Annotated in this window: 16 protein-coding genes; 7 read left to right on the forward strand and 9 right to left on the reverse strand. The window is 42.2% G+C overall.

Annotation, left to right across the window (positions count from 1 at the left end; all coding sequences use genetic code 11):
* Positions 1–77: 77 nt before the first annotated feature.
* Complete coding sequence (locus tag ACZ0NX_RS04605; RefSeq protein WP_060786981.1) at positions 78–1,844, forward strand: threonine/serine exporter family protein; 1,767 nt, start codon at positions 78–80, stop codon at positions 1,842–1,844.
* 88 nt (positions 1,845–1,932) lie between these two features.
* On the opposite strand, the gene trpS is transcribed toward ACZ0NX_RS04605, so the two are convergent.
* Positions 1,933–3,024, reverse strand: a complete 1,092-nt coding sequence (trpS, locus tag ACZ0NX_RS04610) for a tryptophan--tRNA ligase (protein WP_060786982.1) — start codon at positions 3,022–3,024, stop codon at positions 1,933–1,935.
* A 155-nt stretch (positions 3,025–3,179) separates the two neighbouring features.
* Between trpS and ACZ0NX_RS04615 the strand changes: the two genes are divergently transcribed.
* Positions 3,180–3,608 (forward strand): DUF3073 domain-containing protein, encoded by a 429-nt coding sequence (locus tag ACZ0NX_RS04615; RefSeq protein WP_060786983.1) that lies wholly within the window; start codon positions 3,180–3,182, stop codon positions 3,606–3,608.
* A gap of 40 nt (positions 3,609–3,648) precedes the next feature.
* On the opposite strand, the gene ACZ0NX_RS04620 is transcribed toward ACZ0NX_RS04615, so the two are convergent.
* A complete protein-coding gene (locus ACZ0NX_RS04620) occupies positions 3,649–4,098 on the reverse strand; it encodes a sterol carrier family protein (RefSeq protein WP_060786984.1) in 450 nt (149 codons plus the stop codon).
* Between the two features lie 243 nt (positions 4,099–4,341).
* On the opposite strand from ACZ0NX_RS04620, the gene ACZ0NX_RS04625 reads away from it, so the two are divergent.
* Entirely contained in the window at positions 4,342–6,825 is a 2,484-nt protein-coding gene (locus tag ACZ0NX_RS04625) for a glycogen/starch/alpha-glucan phosphorylase (RefSeq protein ID WP_415688640.1), read from the forward strand.
* A gap of 210 nt (positions 6,826–7,035) precedes the next feature.
* Here ACZ0NX_RS04625 and ACZ0NX_RS04630 read toward each other — a convergent pair whose 3' ends face one another.
* Positions 7,036–7,248, reverse strand: coding sequence for a hypothetical protein (locus ACZ0NX_RS04630; protein ID WP_060786986.1), 213 nt, complete (start codon positions 7,246–7,248; stop codon positions 7,036–7,038).
* Between the two features lie 221 nt (positions 7,249–7,469).
* On the opposite strand from ACZ0NX_RS04630, the gene ACZ0NX_RS04635 reads away from it, so the two are divergent.
* Together ACZ0NX_RS04635 and ACZ0NX_RS04640 are read left to right on the forward strand one after the other, a co-directional pair.
* Positions 7,470–8,171, forward strand: coding sequence for a rhomboid family intramembrane serine protease (locus ACZ0NX_RS04635; RefSeq protein ID WP_060786987.1), 702 nt, complete (start codon positions 7,470–7,472; stop codon positions 8,169–8,171).
* A 225-nt stretch (positions 8,172–8,396) separates the two neighbouring features.
* Positions 8,397–9,722 (forward strand): THUMP-like domain-containing protein, encoded by a 1,326-nt coding sequence (locus tag ACZ0NX_RS04640; protein ID WP_464405813.1) that lies wholly within the window; start codon positions 8,397–8,399, stop codon positions 9,720–9,722.
* Positions 9,723–9,781: 59 nt separating this feature from the next.
* Here the strand turns inward: ACZ0NX_RS04640 and crgA are convergent, their stop codons facing one another.
* Positions 9,782–10,183: a cell division protein CrgA gene (gene crgA, locus ACZ0NX_RS04645; protein WP_060786989.1), complete on the reverse strand. Its 402-nt coding sequence runs from the start codon at positions 10,181–10,183 to the stop codon at positions 9,782–9,784.
* 76 nt (positions 10,184–10,259) lie between these two features.
* On the opposite strand from crgA, the gene ACZ0NX_RS04650 reads away from it, so the two are divergent.
* Positions 10,260–11,051: a DUF881 domain-containing protein gene (locus tag ACZ0NX_RS04650; RefSeq protein WP_060787128.1), complete on the forward strand. Its 792-nt coding sequence runs from the start codon at positions 10,260–10,262 to the stop codon at positions 11,049–11,051.
* A 9-nt stretch (positions 11,052–11,060) separates the two neighbouring features.
* Positions 11,061–12,176 carry a class E sortase gene (locus ACZ0NX_RS04655; protein WP_464405815.1) on the forward strand — a complete coding sequence of 372 codons (1,116 nt, stop codon included), beginning with the start codon at positions 11,061–11,063 and terminating at the stop codon, positions 12,174–12,176.
* Positions 12,177–12,389: 213 nt separating this feature from the next.
* Here ACZ0NX_RS04655 and pknB read toward each other — a convergent pair whose 3' ends face one another.
* The 5 genes from pknB to ACZ0NX_RS04680 are packed head-to-tail and all read right to left on the reverse strand — an operon-like array spanning position 12,390 to position 20,010.
* A complete protein-coding gene (pknB, locus tag ACZ0NX_RS04660; protein ID WP_415688636.1) occupies positions 12,390–14,474 on the reverse strand; it encodes a Stk1 family PASTA domain-containing Ser/Thr kinase in 2,085 nt (694 codons plus the stop codon).
* Positions 14,471–15,436, reverse strand: a complete 966-nt coding sequence (locus ACZ0NX_RS04665) for a serine/threonine-protein kinase (protein WP_060786992.1) — start codon at positions 15,434–15,436, stop codon at positions 14,471–14,473. The genes pknB and ACZ0NX_RS04665 overlap by 4 nt, the downstream gene beginning before the upstream one ends.
* Positions 15,433–16,899 (reverse strand): peptidoglycan D,D-transpeptidase FtsI family protein, encoded by a 1,467-nt coding sequence (locus ACZ0NX_RS04670; RefSeq protein WP_060786993.1) that lies wholly within the window; start codon positions 16,897–16,899, stop codon positions 15,433–15,435. The genes ACZ0NX_RS04665 and ACZ0NX_RS04670 overlap by 4 nt, the downstream gene beginning before the upstream one ends.
* A complete protein-coding gene (locus tag ACZ0NX_RS04675) occupies positions 16,892–18,316 on the reverse strand; it encodes an FtsW/RodA/SpoVE family cell cycle protein (protein WP_060786994.1) in 1,425 nt (474 codons plus the stop codon). Before ACZ0NX_RS04675 ends, ACZ0NX_RS04670 begins: the two co-directional genes overlap by 8 nt.
* Complete coding sequence (locus ACZ0NX_RS04680) at positions 18,313–20,010, reverse strand: PP2C family protein-serine/threonine phosphatase (RefSeq protein WP_464405817.1); 1,698 nt, start codon at positions 20,008–20,010, stop codon at positions 18,313–18,315. The genes ACZ0NX_RS04675 and ACZ0NX_RS04680 overlap by 4 nt, the downstream gene beginning before the upstream one ends.

Here is a 20,010-nt window from a genome sequence, read left to right on the forward strand (position 1 = left end):
ATAATTGTGAACCGACCTTAGGACTGATTTTTTATATAAATTTTCTATAGACAATGTGCTGCGTATACTAAAAAATTGTGAGCATAGAAGATAATAACGCGGATAGTGGCAGTAGTAATAGCAGCAATAGTAACGAGCCGAAAATACTTCGGACTGGCCATATTGTTGGAAAGCCTTCTGGCCGCTTTCAAACGCACGCGATTCCGCTAGACATGGAAGACGTTGAGCGCGATTGGGATAAACCAGTTACACAGGCTGGCATTGCCGCAAAATCCAGCATTATTATTCGCGTTGGAGCTTTGGGCTTAGGCGCTGGCACTGGAAGCTATCGCGTTCGCGAGCTAATGCACCGCGTTGGCGAGCCTATGGGCGTAAACGTTCGTGCAGACGTTAATTTAACCGACATTGAAGCAACTTGCACAGATAGGCACGAGCGCATTACAGAAGTTGTTGATTTGCCTACTACTGGCGTAAACACAGAGCGAATCTGGCTTCTTGAGCATTTTGCAGATTGGTTTAACGTTAAGCTTGGAAACGATTCCTTATACCATTCAAAAGCCACTGTTTCTAAGGAGCTAGTAGATACTCTTCAAGCTGGCAGCAACGAGAATGCTATTGTTCAAGCCGCTAAGCAGTCGGAGGAGCACGCTGCAAAAATCGAAGAAAAAATGGCCATTCAAGAGGCGATTCGCAAAGAAAAACCTCGTGGAATTTTTGCACTTCAGCCAGAAAAAACATATGTTGAACATTTTTCTCACGTTCAAAATGTCAAAAATAGCCAAAATAATTTAGATTCTGGGCTTAAAAACAATTCCGCCGCTTCATTTAACGAAAATCCCGCTGGCGATTCTTCCGCGCCGCTTACCGTTCGCCAAGTTCACGACCGTCTAGACCTAATCAAAAACCGCAAACCTCTTTATAAGCCGTGGTTCGCCGGCCTTGCCTCTGCTGTAGCATGCGCATCCTTCGCATTTTTGCTCGGCGGCGGCGCTTACGACATGCTTGGCGCTTTTATTGGCGCGGGAATCGGCCACTACGTTAGAAGACGCATGTTTATGCATCATCTAAATCAATTTGTTGTAACGTTTATTGCCGTTGCTGTTGGCGCTTTAAGCTGCATCGCTTCTTTGCGCATTGTTGGCTGCTTTGACCCTTCTGCTTTGTATCACAATACAGCTTATATTGGTTCTGTTTTGTTTGTGATTCCAGGCTTCCCGCTTATTACAGGCGGCTTAGATATTGCTAAGATTGATTTTCCTTCTGGAATTCAGCGGCTTTGCTACACAATGGCGATTATTCTAATGGGCACTCTTGCTGGCTGGATGGTTGCAAGCCTTGTTCAGCTAGATCCTCAAGGCTTTACTCCTTTGGGCTTAAATCCTTGGCTTAATACTGTTCTTAGAATGATCACAGCATTTGCAGGCGTGTGGGGATTCTCCGTTCTGTTTAATTCGCCTCAACGAATGTGTTTTGTTGCTGGAATAATCGGAGCAATTACCGATACTCTGCGCTTAACAATGGCCGATTTTGGTGTTGCTGCAGAAATCGCAGCATTTACTGGCGCTTTGCTTGCTGGTCTTTTGGCTTCTGCTTGGCGCTCAATTGTGCATAGAGGCTGGGCGCCGCAATACTTGGGCTACCCGCGCATTGGCCTTACGGTTCCATCTATTGTGATTATGGTTCCTGGACTTTACATGTATCGCGCAATGTTTTATCTTGGTCAGTTTAATACGCTTCCCGCTTTAGACTGGACATTCCGCGCATTTATGGTGATTATTTGCTTGCCATTAGGCCTTGCGGTTGCGCGCGTTATAACAGATAAAAGCTGGCGATACGATATTTAGGCTATACGATATTTAGTCATATAGAGAATAATTAAAACGCCCAGCAACTACTGGGCGTTTTATTTGTATGCAATCAATCAAGAATTAATCAGTACTTCATATTCATCGCTTCGCGCACTTGCTCAAGCGTCTCCTGCGCAATCTCGGCAGCTCGCGCATTTCCGTCGTGCAAAATATCGCGGATTGAATCCATATCTTTGGCCAATTCTTCTCTACGCTGGCGGTGTGGAGCAAGGAAGTTGTTTACAGATTCAATAACGTACGCCTTTAGCGCGCCTGCACCCGCATCGCCGATTTCTTGAGCAATATCCTTTGGATCCCTGCCTGTAACCAAGCCCGCAGTAGTCAAAAGTGCAGAAACCTGCGGACGTGCCACTGGGTCAAAAGTAATTGTTCGCTCGGAATCGGTTGGGCTTTTTTTAATCAACTTTGCTGTTTCTTCTGCGGTTGCGCCCAGCATAATCGAGTTTCCGTAAGACTTGCTCATCTTGCGCCCGTCTAATCCTGGAATCTCTGGCGTATCCGAAAGAATCGCAGCTGGCTCTGGGAAAACAGGATTCTTCTTTGCATATCGCTCGTTAAACCTGCGAGCAATCGTGCGCGTAATCTCAATATGTGGCAAATTATCTTTGCCAATTGGCACAACATTTGCTTTGCAGAACAAAATATCGCAAGCCTGATGCACTGGGTACGTAAGCAAAAGTCCTGTTAAAGCGTGACCCGAAGCTTCCATTTCGGCTTTAACAGTAGGATTTCTATGCAATTCCGCTTCTGTAACTAAAGACAAAAATGGCAGCATAAGCTGATTTTCTGCAGGCACAGCGGAGTGCGTAAAAATCATTGTTTTTTTAGGATCAATTCCAGCAGCCATGTAATCAAGAACAAGATTTAGCACGTTATCTTTTACGTGTTCAACAGTGTCTCTATCTGTAATCACCTGGTAGTCTGCAATAATCACATTTGTGTTTACGCCAAGATTTTGCATTGCGACACGCTCACGAATCGAACCAAAGTAATGACCCAGGTGGAGCCTTCCTGTTGGCCTATCTCCCGTAAGCATTGTAAAGGAGCTAGGATTTGCCTTTAGCTTCTCAAGCGTTGCGTCTGAACGCTTTTGAGCTGCCATAAAGCTTGCGCTTATCTCATTTCCAGCAGCTGTAACCTGTGCTTCTTGCTCCATTTTAAACTCCTTACACACGCAATTTTCCTTGCGATTTTTACGCCTAAAATATGGCTTTTATGGTAAAAGTTCACTCAGACAATATACTCTGTTGCGGCAAAGTGGTACGCTCTTGTGTGATGAATTGATTGTTTTGGTAAATTAGAGGGGGTCAGATGGGCCGCGGACGACAGAAGGCAAAGCAACAGAAAATTGCCCGTAAGCTCAAATACCTGACGACCGATACGGATTACGACGAGCTTGCTAAAGAGCTTAACACTCACGAGCCTGGTCAAGGATCCTTCGATCCGTTTGAATCTGATAACTACAATAACACCGAGGATTATCTAGATAACCAAGATAATTCTGAAAGTTTATCTGTAGAAGATGATTCTAAAGACATCAACACTAATGCTGGTAATGATGATGCCGGCAGCTTGCATGATTCCGTTTCGAGTGGAGATGACGATTTAGACGACTACGCCGAGTGGGCTGCTCAGTCTGCCGCTCAGGCCGCCACTAAAGACAAATCGTCTAGTAATTCTGGCGCTATTCATCATCACATTCCTATGCCTATGCCTAATTTTATGCATAAAGATAAGTAGTTTTGATTATTTAGCTTGTTATTTAACTTGATTATCTAACTTAATTATCTAAAAGAACTTTTGTAAGTTCGGGCAGCAGATTGCTTAAATTATCTCGCTCTCCAACTGCGCTTATATTTCCAATTTGCTGCTCGTAATCCCATTTTGTTATTGCGCAAGAAAGTCGCAGCCAAACATCTGGGTCAAGTTCTATAACGTCTGGTGGCGTTAAATTATGCGGATCCGAATGCGGACCTTCCAAAATTTTCACAGCTCCCCAAGGAGCCACTCTCACTTCCACAGCACAACCAGGCGCTATCTGCTCTAATACATAAAGCGAATATCTAACAGCCATTGCTTCATCGTTTAAACTAACGCCAATCTCATTGGAATTTACGCAGCATAAATCTTTTTTATCTTTTACAGATTTTATATAAGCTTTTGCACTATTTGCCCACGTTTCAAACGATTTTTTAGCACCACTTATATCAGCTTCTCGTATAACAGACATACTTAAATTATCTCATGAATTATCTAACTATTATCTGCGATTTTAACAGTGTTTTACAAAAGTTATATTGTGAATAATTCTTAATAAGGGTTTGGGGTTGTGCTATCATCAACAATGAAAACGTGTGCATTGCCGCGTACCGTCTTGTTAAGTGCAATTTGGCGCGGCTACAACCAACATAATCAAGGGTTGCTATTCGCACATTTTAGGTAAATATATTATTCACGGCACAAGGAGTCAAATATGACTAAACACGTCGCGCCGAAAGCCAAGACTACTGCGGCGGCATTTGCCAAAGAACTTCAAGAACATCTGAAGTACACCCAGGGTGTCACCCCAGAACAGGCCACTACGGCTGATGTGTATGTTGCCGCTGCTACCGCGGTCCGTCGCCATTTGATGGATTCTTGGATGCAGACCCAGCATGACATGATTAACGGAAAAACCAAGGCTGTTGGCTATTTGAGCGCAGAGTTCTTAATGGGCAAGCAGCTTGAAAACGCTTTGCTTAACGCTGGTCTTACCGATCAGTTCAACAAGGCTGTTACAAATCTTGGTTTTGAGCCAAAAGATGTTATCGACGCTGAGTATGAGCCAGGTTTAGGTAACGGCGGTTTGGGTCGTCTCGCAGCCTGCTTTATCGACTCGCTCGCCTCTATTGGCGTGCCAGCATTTGGCTACGGCATCCAATATCGTTATGGTATTTTTAAGCAGCGCTTTGATGAGCAGGGTAAGCAGGTAGAAACTCCTGATTACTGGCTTAGCAACGAAGAGCCATGGGGACATATCGACTATGGTCGCGATCAGCGCGTCAACTTTGGCGGCAAGGTTGTTGAAGAAAACGGCAAGCGCGTATGGAAGCCAGATTGGGCTGTTCGTGCAGTACCAGTTGACTACATGGTCCCAGGCTACAATTCTGGTCGCGTAAACACTCTTCGCTTGTGGACTGCTAAGTCTTACGACGAATTCGATTTGCTCACCTTTAACAAGTCCGAGTACTTGGACGCTGTTAAGCCACAGGTTGAAGCAGAAAATATCTCCAAGATTCTTTATCCAGAAGATTCCACTCCACAGGGCAAGGCTTTGCGTCTTGAGCAGCAGTACTTCTTTGTTGCTGCTTCTATTCACGACGCTATTCGCGTGTTCTACCCAGGCCAAGATAAGCCAGACCTTACAACCTTCCCAAGCAAGATCAACTTCCAGTTGAACGATACTCACCCAGTTATTGGTATTCCAGAGCTTATGCGCGTTCTTATGGACGAGTACGGCTACGATTGGAACACCGCTTGGGGTATTACAACTAAGACCTTTAACTACACTTGCCACACGCTTCTTCCAGAAGCTTTGGAAGTTTGGCCAGCCAAGCTTATTGGCGAACTTTTGCCACGCCACCTTGAGATTATTCAGGGCATTAGCGAGCAGTTCCGCAACGAGCTTCGCAGCAAGGGTGTTTCCGAAGATCAGGTTGAGCGCATGCGCATTGCTACCGACGCCGACGAAAATGGCGAAGGTGCTGTAGTTCGTATGGCCTACTTGGCTACCTACGGCGGTTCTTACGTTAACGGCGTTGCCGAGCTTCACTCTGAGTTGTTGAAGGATGTTACCTTAAAGGACTTCTCCAGCGTTTACCCAGATAAGTTCAAGAACGTTACTAACGGCGTAACTCCTCGTCGCTTTGTGCGTTTGAGCAACCCACGTATGTCTGCTCTTATTACTGAGGGCTTGGGCACCGACGCATGGCAGGGTGATTTGGAGCTTCTTGAAGGCTTAAAGCCATTGGCTGACGACAAGGCATTCGTTAAGAAGTTCGCCGAAGTTAAGAAGCAGAACAAGCTTGCCTTCGTCGATTTTGCAAAGCACAAGTATGGCTTTGAAATCAACCCAGACACTATGTTTAACACCATTGTTAAGCGTTTGCACGAGTACAAGCGCCAGTCCATGAAGATCCTCCAGGTTATCTCCATGTACGCTGGAATTAAGAACGGCACAATCGACGTCGACAAGATGCTCCCACGTACCGTGTTCTTTGGCGCTAAGTCCGCTCCAGGTTACGCAATGGCAAAGCTCACCATTCAGCTCATCAACAATGTTGCTCGCGTGGTGAATAACGACCCAGCATGCAAGGGCAAGCTCGCTGTGTTCTTCCCAGCAAACTACAACATTGAACTTGCTATGAACTTGATTCCTGCCACCGATTTGGACGAGCAGATTTCTCAGGCTGGTAAGGAAGCCTCTGGTACTGGCAACATGAAGTTCGCTTTGAACGGCGCTTTGACCGTTGGTACTCTCGACGGCGCAAACGTTGAGATTCGCGAGCGCGTTGGCGCTGAGAACTTCTTCCTCTTCGGCATGACCGTTGATGAGGTTGAGAAGCTCTACGCTGAAGGCTACGATCACGGCGGCTCCCGCAAGTACTACGAGTCTGATCCTCGTTTGAAGACCGCTGTAGACATGGTTGCCGATGGCACCTTCTCTAACGGCGACAAGAGCGTGTACGAGCCACTCGTTAACGATTGGCTTACCCACGATTACTTCATGGCAATGGCTGACTTCAGCTCTTACATGGACATTCAGGCTCAGATTGAGGAAACTTACCGCGACCCAATGAAGTGGGCTCGCATGGCGGTTTTGAACGTAGCCAACTCTGGTTACTTCTCTTCTGATCGCTCTATCGAAGATTACCTCGATCGCATTTGGCACACTGGTGCTCTTCCAACTGCCGAGTGAGTATTTAAAAGCGTTTAACGCTTGATTTAATAAAAGGCGATAATTGGCATTTGCTGATTATCGCCTTTTGTTTATCTACATGTTTATCTACTTGTTTATATACTTATCTATCTACGATTTTGTTTTGCATTATAAAAAGCAGCGTCTTGCAAAAATCACAAAACGCTGCCTAATAATGTTTAAGTTTTAATGCAGAAAAGTTTATTTTATCTAAGCTTCAACTGGTTTAGCTTCTTCAGCTTCTTCTTTATTTTCCTTTTCTACACCCAAATTAATTGGCGAAGAGCTGTTCTCCCATGGCTGCTCCCATGGATCGTAATCAGGATTATGCTGCTTGTACACATACAATGCTGCAATACCTGCGAGCAGTGCTCCAAAGAGCAGTGCAAAGAACTTCCAACCGCCAGAGGACCTGTTCTCCATGATGGCTCCTTTCGTTAAGCTGACCTGCTCGTCCAAGTCAACGTTTTATACCGAGTTTACTCGTGTATTCACTATAATAGTGATTTTTTTTAATACTTGCATCTTTTTGCTATTTTTTTACTACATTTTTACTATTAAGTCGTATAAAATTTTTTACCTTATTTTAGATTGTGATTATTAGACTGTGATTATTTGTGTATGCGATTAGATAATGTTATTTTATGAACAATTTTGATGTAAATAATATTGTTAAACGCTTTAAGACTAATTGCAAAAGCGCAACGTATTCAATTATCTACATTTGCGTGTTTGTATGGATTATTGAGATTATTCTTCACACTTTTTTGCCAAACGCGTATCAATTGTTTATTGAAAACACAGCTTTTGCGCCATTTTTAATCACAAAAGCAAGTTGGACTTGGTTTACATCTATGTTTGTGCATTCTCCAGGATTTACGCACATACTTTTTAATATGTTATGCCTATATTCGCTTGGAATAGAACTTGAAAGATTCTTTGGAAGATGGAAATTCTTCTTCTTATACGCTATTAGCGGACTCGGTGGATGCGTTGCCACTTTGCTTTACTGCAAACTTACAGAAAACTGGATACTCGCCGCCTATGGAGCATCTGGAGCCATTATGGGACTTATTGGCGCTCTTTTGGTTGCACAATGGCGACTTGGCGAAAGCGTTAATGGAACTTTAATTTGGATTGGTTTAACTATTGCTATGCCTTTATTGGTTCCAAATATTGCCTGGCAAGCACATATTGGCGGCCTTGTTACGGGAATAGTGCTGTCTACTTTGCTTGGTGTTAATAATCCGCTTCTTAAAAAAGCATCTTTTAATGAGCGTTTTGCTGTTTATTCTTTGCTAACTCTTATAGCTCTTTTGGCAATATGCGCATTTTGCTTGATTTAAAACTAATTGATATGCATCTAAATTACACGCGTGTAGTTCTCCACAATTGTGGACATAAAAGTGGATAACCTGGGTATAACGTGGGTATATCTCAATAAGTTATCCACATTGTTATGCACAATCGTTGATAACTCTACTTTTTTAGCCCTGTTGATAAGTGCATAACAGTTATCCACATTTTTGGAAAATTGTGACTTTCTCTAAACCTTAATCAAAAATAGAATTATGCAATCTAACAACACTTGTCCAAGCCAATTACAAAAGCAAAACCAGCAGACGATTGATTTTATTAATCAAAATCAAAACACTAACCCAAAAGATGCTGCTCTAAAAGCGTCTAATAACCCAAACGTTAATGTTGCTTTTGCTGTTAATCAAATAAGCGGCAAGCAGATTGCAAAAACAAAGTTGCCAATATGGTATAAAAACGAGCGCGTAATATATCCAGCTCATATTTCTATGGAACAGTGCTCATCGCAAGCAACCGCACAGTATAAAGCACGCCTTGCAAATCGTCTTATAAAAAACAACAATATTGATAAATGCAAAACAACTCTAATCGATTTAACAGGTGGATTTGGAGTGGACTGCGCAATTATGAGCCAAGAATTCAACAAGGCCATTTGCGTAGAAAAACAAGAAGAATTATCGGCCATAAGCCAACACAACATGATTGCTATGGGCCTAAATAATGTTCAATGCATAAATTCAACAAGCGTAGAAGCTCTAGAAAAAATAGACCAAGCAACGCTTATTTACATTGACCCCGCAAGACGAGATAAGAGCGGAGCTAGAACGTACGCAATCGAAGACTGCACGCCTAATGTTCTTGAACTAAAATCGCATATACTACGCGTTGCGCAATTTTTGCTTATAAAACTATCGCCTATGCTTGATTGGAAAAAAGCCGTTTGCGACTTTAGTGGAAGCGTTAGCCAGATACACATTGTTTCGCACAATAACGAGTGCAAAGAGCTGCTTTTAGTGTTGGACTCAAACATGCATTCAAACGTTGATGTTTACTGCGTAAATAACGATTCAGTAACCGTTTTTAACGCAAAATACAATCCAGACTTAAATAAAGTAGAAGAAGAATCGCAAGAACTACACGAATCGCAAGAACCAGATACAAAAAACCAACAAAGCTCAAACGTCTTAAGTATAAATAATTGGGCTAATTGGGCTAAATATGTTTATGAACCAAACGCTTCAATTATGAAGTCGGGCTGTTTTAGGCTTTTAAGCTCCAAATACAACGTCTTGCAAATCGCAAGCAACAGCCACGTTTTTATATCTTGCGAATATGAATCTAACTTCCCTGGAAACATTTGGAAAATAGATAATATTTTTAGTTTAAACAAAAAAGAAATTAGCAAAGCACTTTTAAATGTGACTTACGCAAATATTGCAACATATAATTTTCCACTAAGCGTAAATGATCTAAAGAAAAGACTTAAGCTAAAAGACGGCGGAAAAACTAGGATTATTGCAACTACCGATTCTAAAAATAACCACGTAATTATTCGCGCAAGCAGCACGCAATCAAAATAACAAAAAATGGCTGCACGCTTTACATGCAGCCATCAGGAATTAACTAAGTTGTATAACAACTATCTCCAGCACATTGTCATTAAGAATCCAGCCATAACCAAGCATGCTGCGATTAAAAGATTAAATGCTCCAATTCCAGGAATTGGGAGCGAAGGATTCAAGTAATAAACAACAGCCCAGAACAATCCAACGATCATAAGCGTGCAGAAGAGTGGAACAAACCATCCAGCATTAGCTTTAGTGCCCTTAATGGCCTCTTCAACCCTGCGAGTATTTTCTTCTTGACGCTTCATCATGCGCTGTATTTGCGGAGATAAAGACTCTTTATCTGCAGTTGCGTTCAAAACAGCTTCAACCTGCTCCATAGGAACGCCATACACGTCTTCTTTAGAAGAGTTTTGAGCCTCATCCACATCGGCAGATGAAGTGGTGTTCAATTTATTCAATTCTTCGTCAGCCATAACAGTAACACTCCAATCAATCGGCTACACGCTATAATAATAGTTACACTCGAACGCAAGAAGAAGAATGAGCATTATGGCAAAACAAACAGGTAAGCACGGCGCTAAAAAATCGCTATTAGGTAGCGTTGCCGTAGCATTAGCAATTTGTTTTACAGGGTACTTATTCATCACTAATCTGCGCATAAATCGTACGGCATTTGTTACTTCCGATACTGGCCAGATGGTGGAAAGAAATTCTCAAAGAGCAAAAGATTTACGAGAAGATGTTAAAGAGCTAGATTCTAAGGTTAATCTTTTAAACAAAACATTAACAAGCACGTCAAATGGTTCTGAATCTTCAGACGATACTGGAACAAGCACAATGCTCCCAGCAATACAGGGTCCAGGCATTACGGTTACGCTAAACGATTCACCACTTTGGAAAACGGCCGTAAACGGGTCTGGAAGCTCCTCAAATATAAATGACTATGTAATTCACCAACAAGACATAGAAGCTGTTGTAAATGCCCTCTGGAGGGGCGGAGCAGAGGCAATGACGATTCAGGGTCAACGAGTGTTGTTTAATTCCGCTGTTGTTTGCATTGGAAACGTGCTTATGTTGCAGGGCCATCAGTACTCGCCACCGTATAGAATATCTGCTATTGGCTCAGTTGAAAACATGCTAGAAGCGCTGGATGATTCTCCAGCAATTCAAACATATAAAGACTATGTCAGCACTTTTGGGCTGGGATGGAAAGTGGAAAAGCGGGGAAACTTAAAGTTCTTAGAATCGTCTGCATTACTGCAACCTCTAAGATTTGCCTCTGTTCCAAAAGATGCCGATTTTATTGGCAATATTCCTCAACACCATTCCACCAGGCAATAAAGGAGTAAAATGAAGCGTTCTAACTACATGCACGAACGTAACGAAACCAAAAGCTCGGGAACCAGCTTAATTTGGACAATAGCTGGTGTTATTGGAGAAGTTCTTATAGCTTTCGCAATTGTTTGTGCATTGTACATTGTCTGGCAAATGTGGTGGACTGGTGCGCAATCTGAACACGTACAGTTTGAAACTCGCGAAGCTGTCTCCTGGAAGAATCCTGCTGCTGGAAAGAAAACAAAGATTGCTCTTCCGCAGGTAGACGATCCTCCTAAATTACAAAAAGTAAAGTACGGAGATCTTGTTGCTAGAGTCTATATTCCTAGGTTTGGAGATCAATGGGAACGCAATCTTGTTGAAGGTGTTAGCCTAGAAATATTAAATAGACGAGGCCTTGCACGCTTCCCTAAAACAGAAATGCCAGGAGAAGTTGGAAACTTTGGTATTAGTGGACACCGCAACGGCTACGGTCAGCCTTTAGCAGATGTTGACCGATTCCAAAAAGGTGATCCTATTATTGTTCGCACAAAAGATTACTGGTTTGTTTACAAGTACGTTACTCACAAGATTGTTAAGCCAGAACAGAGTGAAGTTCTTGACAAAGACCCATTAAACCACAGCAAAAATCCTAAAAAGCGCATGATTACGCTTGTTACTTGCGAACCAAAGTATTCTACGCCTAAGTTCCGTTTTGTTAGCTTCGGCGAGCTAGAGTATTGGGCTAAAGTTTCTGACGGTATTCCTAAAGAACTTTCTACCGTAGATGCAAATGGCCAAGTTAAGTTTGTAAACAACGAGCAGCAATCTTTGGCTTCTCGCCTTGATTCTCTTGTGCCAATCATGCTTATTGCTCTAGTTTCGTACATAATTATCTTCGCCGCTGCTGGCATTGCTTGGCAATGGCCTTTAAGGCGTCAAATCCGCGCTGGATTAAAGCCAAAGCCAGAGTTCAGTATTTTCGGTGGACTTATGAGGCTACAGCCTGGAATCCTACCTGTACGAATAGTTCTTTCTGCGCTCATATACGTAATTTTAATTTCAATTCTTATGCAATGGGTATATCCGTTTGCGTCTGCAACGATTCCGTTCTTAAGAGAGATGTCTGCGTATACAGCAACGGTTTACTAGCAAACAATTTGCTGATTTGCTATACATATTTGATAAGCCGTTTGATAAGACTATTTAGTAGCTAAATACAAAAACAACTAAATACAAAACGCCGCCTAGATGCCGTTAAAACAACGTGCAAAACTAGGCGGCGTTTTAGTTATTTAGATAGCTTAGATAGTGCTTAAATAGTTTAGACTACTTAGAATCCACTATCGCTTGAATCCACTATCGTTAGAATCCACTATCGCTTGTTGTTGTAGAAGTAGACGAAGAGTCGGAGCTAGAAGTTCTTCCAGGATCTGTTCTTCTTCCATATCTTAAATTGCTATCTAAGGAAGATTGCAAAGTCCTTACAGTAAGCGTTATTGTAGAGCCTTTATCTATCTTAGATCCTTCTTTTTCCGACATGCTTTCAACAAGATCATCGTCTTTAGCAGAAGCGTCGGCAACAACCTTAAAGCCCTTTGCTTCCAATATTTGCTTGGCCTGCTTTAACGTTGTTACGCCAAGAGCAACATGTGGAACCTCTACCTTAGGCTTGCCTTTAGAAACATAGAGCGTTATAGCGCTATGCGGCTTTACAGCAGCCCCAGCAGACGGATTCATCTTAGTAACAGTTCCTTCCGCAGCTGTTTCAGATTCTTCTTCTACAGTGTTAACGGTAAAACCAAGATTTTGCAATTCGCTAGTAACAACATCTTTAGATTGGCCAACCATTCCATCAGGAATCTTTGTTAAACCAGAAGAGATGTACAAAGTAACCATTGAACCTTTATCTGCAAACGAATCTGCAACTGGGTCCGTTCGTGTAACATGATTCTTTTTAACGTCTGTACTGTCTTCCACTCTAACGTTAGAAATCTTAAATCCTGCCCTTTCAAGAGCCTTTCTAGCAGCTTCTTGCGATTTTCCAGTAACATCTGGAATCTTAGTTGACTGAGGGCCAACAGAGAACCAAACACTAACTCTAGAACCAGATGCAACTTTATCCCCACCTTTAGGAGACTGCCTGGTAAAAGTACCTTCTGGCTTAGTAGACTTATCGTCTTCCAAAATATCTGGAATGAGACCAAGAGCACGAAGCTTTTCTTTAGCAGCATCTTGAGTAGTTGTTTCTGTAAACGTTGGAACAACAATATCTCCAGCAATCTTACTGCGATTTAACATAAACAAGATTCCGCCAACAACAATCGCGCAAACAATCGCAGATATAACAGAAGCAATAACAATACGCTTACTTCTTTTTGCCTGGCTTGCAGCACGCTGAGCTGCTCTAGTGTTGTATCCCGAATTTTGGTACGCATCAAACTGCCCTGTAATGGCACCAAAGCTCTGCGTGGAGGCGGTGTCTGCAGCACCCATAGCCTGCGTTGCAGCGTTCTGCTCCGCCTGCTTTCTTGCACGCATATTAGCCAAATCGGTTAAAGGATTAAAGGCTGCTGCAACAGGAACACCGCCATTCATAAACGCCAATATGTCGTTTTTAAACTCTGCAGCCGTTGCGTACCTGTTCTGCCTATCTTTTGCCATTGCTTTAGCGCAAATCTTATCCCACATTGCAGGCAAGCCTGGAACAAGTGTGCTTAGAGGCGTGGCCACTTCCGAAACGTGCTGATATGCGATTGCAACAGCGGAATCGCCAGTAAAAGGCGGCCTTCCAGTTAGCATCTCGTATAAAACGCATCCTGCAGAATACAAGTCGGATCGCATGTCAACCTGCTCGCCGCGAGCCTGCTCTGGAGACAAGTATTGCGCGGTTCCAACAACACCCTGCGATTGCGTCATTGTTGTTGCAGAATCGTCTAGCGCCCTGGCAATTCCAAAATCCATAACCTTAACAATGCCCTGCTCGGAAATCATAATGTTTCCAGGCTTAATGTCTCGGTGAATTACGCCCATTCTATGCGAATATTCCAATGCGTTTAAAACGCCAAGCATAACCTGCTCAGAATCACGCTGGCTTAAAGCACCGTTCATCTTAAGAATGTCGCGAAGCGTTTTGCCTTTAACATATTCCATAACAAGATACGGCAAATGCTCTTCTACGCCATTGTCGTCTACAACAGATTCTTCTCCAGAATCATAGATATTTACTATGTTTGGATTGTTCATCTGCGCGATTGAATGTGCTTCTCGGCGGAAGCGAGACAAAAAGATCTCGTCATTTGCCAAATCAGAACGCATGATTTTAACAGCAACGGTACGACCCAAGCGCTTATCTTCTGCGACTCGCACTTCGGCCATTCCACCGCGGCCAATCAATTCACCTAATTGGTACCGTCCATTCGCTAATGAGGTAGGCATTGTGTTACTCATTGCTGCTCCTTGCGGTCGTTATTATTCAAAATGTTAATAATATTCACTTGAGTTTTTGGAACACTTCTAACGCTGCGCCTAATGCGATTTGCGCTGGAAGAATCTATTGGATTTTTATTGTTGAATGCTGTTTGCTGATCCAAAAGTCTTCTTTCGATTTTTGCAAGCACTTTCGAAACAACAAGAGCATCTTTAGGTCTGTCTTTTGGATTCTTAGAAAGCATTGACATTACAAACTGTCTTAGCTGAACATCAACACTATCTGGAAGAGGCGGAACAGGGTCATTAACGTGTGCTGCCGCAATATCTACAGGCGTGGCACCAGTAAATGGCCTATGGCCACAAAGCCCTTCGTATGCAACAACGCCGAGAGAATAAATATCGGACTGTGCTGTTGCCTGCTCTCCTTGAGCCTGCTCTGGGGAAATGTATTGAGCCGTTCCAACAACCATTCCATCTTGAGTAATCTGCTCTTGGTCGTTAGAGTACGAAACGCCAAAATCTGTAATCTTTACGTTTCCCGTTTCGGAAACCATAATATTTGCTGGCTTAACGTCCCTATGAATTACTCCATGCGAATGAGCAACAAAAAGACCTCTAGCGGTTTGAATAAGAATAGGCAGCAAGCGCGTTGGCTCTACAGTTTTTTCTTTATGATACAAATCTGCCAAAGACTTGCTAGGAACATATTCCATAATCAAAAAGCCAATGCCATCATGCTCGTAGTAGTCAAATAGCGCTGCAATGTTTGGGTGAGCAAGATTAGCCGAATTATGTGCTTCTGCTCTAAGTCTGCGCAATTTAGCTTCAACATTATTAGTGTCTGTTCTAAGCGCTTTAATGGCCACTATTCTGCCCAGCTGTATATCGAAGCCCTTCCAGACTTCTCCCATACCGCCTTGTGCAAGCCTTCTATCTAGCCTGTATCGATGATGAACTAACTGTCCTTCAACAAGTTTCATTGCTTAAGCGCCTCCTTCATCACCTGTCGCATAATAGGTCCTGCCGTAAGTGTTCCGTATGTACTTGCATTGTGAATAACAACTGCTACAGCTATTTTAGGGTCTTCTGCTGGTGCAAATCCAATAACCCAACCATTAATAGCCTGATTTCTAAACCCAATTTGTGCTGTTCCTGATTTTGCAGCAACATGAACATTTGGCAAAGAAAGATTTGGGTTACTTTTTACAACCACACTTTGCATCATAGCATTAAGTTTTGCAGCACTTTGCGCACTTAAAGCTTGACTCATAACAGTAGGGGTTGTTTGAGATATAACAGACAAATCGCTAGATCTTACACAGTCAACAAGAGTTGGCTTCATAAGAGTGCCATTATTTGCAATAGCAGCCGCAATCATAGCGTTTTGAAGAGGTGTAACCCTGGCATCTCCCTGACCAATCGACTGAAGAGCAAGCTTATCTTGCGTAGGCTTTTGATTAAGCAAAGACGCAACAACTCTCATTGGGAAGCCAGTTGAATCAGAACCATCTAAAGTAAACGAGCTAAATAATCCAAACTTTTTAGCCTGCTTTACAATTGCATCGGATCCTAAAGACACTCCTAGTTGAGCAAACGCCGTATTTGAAGAATACGCTAATGCGTCTTCAAACGATATTTGCCCATTTGTTCCACTTGCGCTTGGAACAACGTTTGTAAGATGAGTTTGAGTTCCCGGAAGAGTGTAAACCGATCCAGCTGGAATCGAAGTGTTTAAATCATATTTTCCAGTTTCTAGAGCGGTTGCCGCAACAACAGTCTTAAAGGTAGATCCAGGAGCATAAAGTTCAGATATTGAACGATTTAGCATTGGATTATATATGTTAGACACAAGATCTTTATAAGCCCTGTTGGCGTTCGCGGCATTGTGAGATGCAAGAGAAGAAGGATCATAGCTAGGAGTGCTAACCATTGCAAGTATTCTTCCCGTTTTTGGCTCTATTGCAACTAAAGCGCCATTCTTGTCTTTTAAAAGATTGTATGCAAGAGTTTGAAGCTTAGTGTTAATAGATGTTTCTATAGAAGCGCCCCTATTTTCTACACCTGTAAATAGCGACTTAAACTTTTGAAGGAATAACGCATCAGATTCACCGCTTAAAAGCTGATTTCTAGAAGCTTCTATGCCTCTATCTGCTCTCTGACTTATTGAATAATACCCCGTTATTGGAGCATAAACAGCTCCATTAGAATATGATCTTTGGTATACAAACGCGTCTTTAGAAGGATCCGACTTTGCTAAAACAGTTCCATCAGAAGCAAGAATCGCCCCTCTTGGAGATCCAAATTCATGATATAGCGCGCGCCTGTTTCTAGGATCAGAATTTAATTCGTTTGCTTTTATAGAAGTTATGTAGGTACTAGAAATACACAAAATCACAAACAGTACGACTACAGCAGTAAAAAGCTGTTTTAAGCATTTATTCATTAAATTCACCCCCATCTTCTTTAAGATTAGAGGAGTTATTTTCCCTTTCCTTAAGCTCCCTTTCTCTAAGAGCAGCTAAGGCTTCGTATTGGAAAGTATCGGATGTTACAACAGCCTCAGGCTTATTGGCAGCATTAGAAATAACAATCAAAATAGCTGCAAGCAAATAGTTTGCAACCAAAGACGACCCTCCAGCAGCCATATATGGCATTGTTAAGCCAGTAAGAGGAATAACAAGAGTAATACCACCAACAACAGTAAACACTTGGAATGCCATTGTAAAAACTAATCCAGATGCAAGAAGCTTTCCAAAACCGTCTTTAATCTTCATAGCCGTAATCATGCCAGACGCAATAATAATCATGTAAAGCATTAAGACTATAAATAATCCAGTTAATCCTAGTTCTTCTCCCACCGATGCGTAAATAAAATCAGAATTAGCAAGAGGTGTTAAAGACGGATGCCCCTGCCCCAATCCAGTTCCTGTTATGCCTCCTGCTGCAAGGCCAAATAATCCAGTAACAATTTGAGCAGAACCACCTGGGAATCTGTTGTAAATAACGGGGTCGTACGGATTAAGCCAAGCGTCAACTCTGTACTGAACGTGTGCAAAAAGCTTAACCGCAACCAGGCATCCAATCATAAATGCTATAAAGCCTATTGCAAGCCAACCTTTTCTTCCAGTTGAAACGTAGAGCATAGAAACAAACATTGCAAAGAACATTAATGATGTTCCTAAGTCGTGTTGTACAACAAGAACACACATTGATGCAACCCAAACAATAGCAATAGGAGCCATGTCTTTAAACCGCGGAAGATGAATCCCCAAAATCTTAGTTCCACCAACCGCAAGCCTGTCTCTATGATCAAACAAATATGCTGCAAAGAAGAAGGCTAAGAATAGTTTTGCAAATTCTCCAGGCTGAATAGTGTGATTTCCAAACCCAATCCAAATTCTAGCTCCGCCAATCTCTTTGCCTACTATTGGAAGCATTGGAGATAAAAGAAGAACAAGACCAATCACCATGCTAACGTACGAGAATCTTCTAAGAATCCTATAGTCTTCCAGAACCATTACAAAAATTATGGATAGCACAAGAGCAACACAAACCCAAATAAGTTGCTTCATAGCAACATTAGTGTTGTGCTGCTTGTCTATTCTTGCAATCATAACAGTTCCAATAGCTGTAAGAAGAAGAATGCAAGGTAATATTACCTGGCTAGAATAAGGCTTTTTTACAATCAAAACGCCCCACAAAACCAGATACAATGCTGTTGTTAGAGCAAACATACCAACATAGTCTGCTGGAATAAAGCCATTAACTCTTAGAAACATTTGCAAAAATGCCACTGAAGATATAATCACAGAAAACAGCAACAAGGAGATTTGCTTAATTCTCATACTAAACATGTTCACGAGGTTTTACCTCCTGAATCACTGCTAGAGTCTACAACTCCACTATTGTTTCCATCCTTATTATCTGAATTAGAAACAACGCTTTTTTGCTTATTTCCGCGCTTTTCACTCTCTCGAGCACGAACTTCTCTACCAATCAGCCTTGCATGCCCTCTTGCTTCTTTAAGACTGCTAAAACTAATACCTTCGTCAAGCTGATCTTGCCAAGACTTATCAAGATTTTTTACTTTAATATCTGTTTCTTCAATCTGGTGAGAAAGCTCTAAACCAAATATGTTAGTAGGAACGCCTTGGTAAATAACTACTCGATCATTTCCTTTACCAATGTAGTACTGCTTTTGAGTCCAAGAGTAAACAAGATACGCTCCAGAAGCAACAATAGAGCAAACCACAAGTATTGCAAACGCAACACCTATTCTCATCCACCTTTTTCTAATCCTATTTGCCTTATGAGCTTCGGCTTGCTCTCTTTTTACAGCGCGCTGAACGTCTGGATCTCTAGGATCTGTTGATACTCTACCGTTCTTCTTTTTTACAATCGGAATCTCATTTGTGTCGGTAGATCTAAGTTCCTCTTCATTTCTTAAATGAGAAGGCTGCACTAATCGAGTGGTTTCTGCAATTTTCTCAGATTTTTCTGTTGATTTTGAATCCGTTTGCATAAGAGCAGCAGCCCTTTGCGCAGGCGAATCCTTGCCTTCTCTTAAGACTGGTGTAGAAGAAACAGCTTTATTAACAATATCTGCTATAGACTCTAAATCTTTGCTTGCGGCACCGCCGATTAATGGCGTTTGATGTGGTAAATCAAAAGCATCCGCATCCAAAGCTAATGTGGCGTCTGCTATAACAGCAGTAGCATTATCTGTGCTTCCCGCTTTAAGTGCCATTGAAACAAGTTTTTGAGCGCACTCTTCTTGGTTGGATATTGTGCTCATTATTTCTTGAATTGTGGAATCTTCTAACACTCCACAAACACCATCTGAGCAAAGAAGCCAACGATCCGAAGGGTGAGCCTGCCTAATGGCAATATCTGGCCTTGGGTCAATATCAAAATCACCTAAAACGCGCATAACAACATTACGCTGCGGATGATTCCTTGCTTCTTCTGGAGTGATATGACCAGTATCTATTAAATGCTGAACGTAACTGTGATCACAAGTCATTCTTATAAGACGATTATCGCGCAACAAGTATGCTCTAGAATCACCTAAATGTGCAAGAACCCAGTAACCGCTTACAAGAGAGACGGCTGTTACTGTTGTTCCCATGCCAGCAAGCCTGCGTTCTCTTTTTGCTTTTCCAACTATTGCATCGTGAGCTGCCATAATTGAAGTTTCCAGCATTGAAGAAACAGCTTTTACATCGTTTGGTCTTGAATCCTGCTCAATATGAGCTAAAGACCTAATGGCAATCGTGGATGCAGTATCTCCACCAGCGTGGCCGCCCATTCCATCGCAAATAGCAGCTAATCGTTCTCCTGCAAAGGCAGAATCCTGATTATTGCTCCTAACTGTACCAACGTCGCTAACAGCCGTGGAGTACATAAATAATGCTTTATCTATAAACGAAGCCTTATTTAAACTATTTTCTTTACTATTTGCAGCATTATCTACAGCATTATCTACAGATTTATCTTGATTTTGCTCTTTTTTACTATTTCTTTCATCTTCAATGTTTGAATCGAATTGCTCCAT

This window comes from Gardnerella rara, from assembly GCF_055452355.1.

Coding starts and splice junctions, on each gene's coding strand:
- ACZ0NX_RS04670 (WP_060786993.1), bottom strand. CDS start 16,899: ATGAATAAATGCTTAAAACAGCTTTTTACTGCTGTAGTCGTACTGTTT.
- ACZ0NX_RS04650 (WP_060787128.1), top strand. CDS start 10,260: ATGGCAAAACAAACAGGTAAGCACGGCGCTAAAAAATCGCTATTAGGT.
- ACZ0NX_RS04680 (WP_464405817.1), bottom strand. CDS start 20,010: ATGGAGCAATTCGATTCAAACATTGAAGATGAAAGAAATAGTAAAAAA.
- ACZ0NX_RS04665 (WP_060786992.1), bottom strand. CDS start 15,436: ATGAAACTTGTTGAAGGACAGTTAGTTCATCATCGATACAGGCTAGAT.
- ACZ0NX_RS04620 (WP_060786984.1), bottom strand. CDS start 4,098: ATGTCTGTTATACGAGAAGCTGATATAAGTGGTGCTAAAAAATCGTTT.
- ACZ0NX_RS04640 (WP_464405813.1), top strand. CDS start 8,397: ATGCAATCTAACAACACTTGTCCAAGCCAATTACAAAAGCAAAACCAG.
- ACZ0NX_RS04655 (WP_464405815.1), top strand. CDS start 11,061: ATGAAGCGTTCTAACTACATGCACGAACGTAACGAAACCAAAAGCTCG.
- crgA (WP_060786989.1), bottom strand. CDS start 10,183: ATGGCTGACGAAGAATTGAATAAATTGAACACCACTTCATCTGCCGAT.
- pknB (WP_415688636.1), bottom strand. CDS start 14,474: ATGAGTAACACAATGCCTACCTCATTAGCGAATGGACGGTACCAATTA.
- trpS (WP_060786982.1), bottom strand. CDS start 3,024: ATGGAGCAAGAAGCACAGGTTACAGCTGCTGGAAATGAGATAAGCGCA.
- ACZ0NX_RS04625 (WP_415688640.1), top strand. CDS start 4,342: ATGACTAAACACGTCGCGCCGAAAGCCAAGACTACTGCGGCGGCATTT.
- ACZ0NX_RS04630 (WP_060786986.1), bottom strand. CDS start 7,248: ATGGAGAACAGGTCCTCTGGCGGTTGGAAGTTCTTTGCACTGCTCTTT.
- ACZ0NX_RS04635 (WP_060786987.1), top strand. CDS start 7,470: ATGAACAATTTTGATGTAAATAATATTGTTAAACGCTTTAAGACTAAT.
- ACZ0NX_RS04615 (WP_060786983.1), top strand. CDS start 3,180: ATGGGCCGCGGACGACAGAAGGCAAAGCAACAGAAAATTGCCCGTAAG.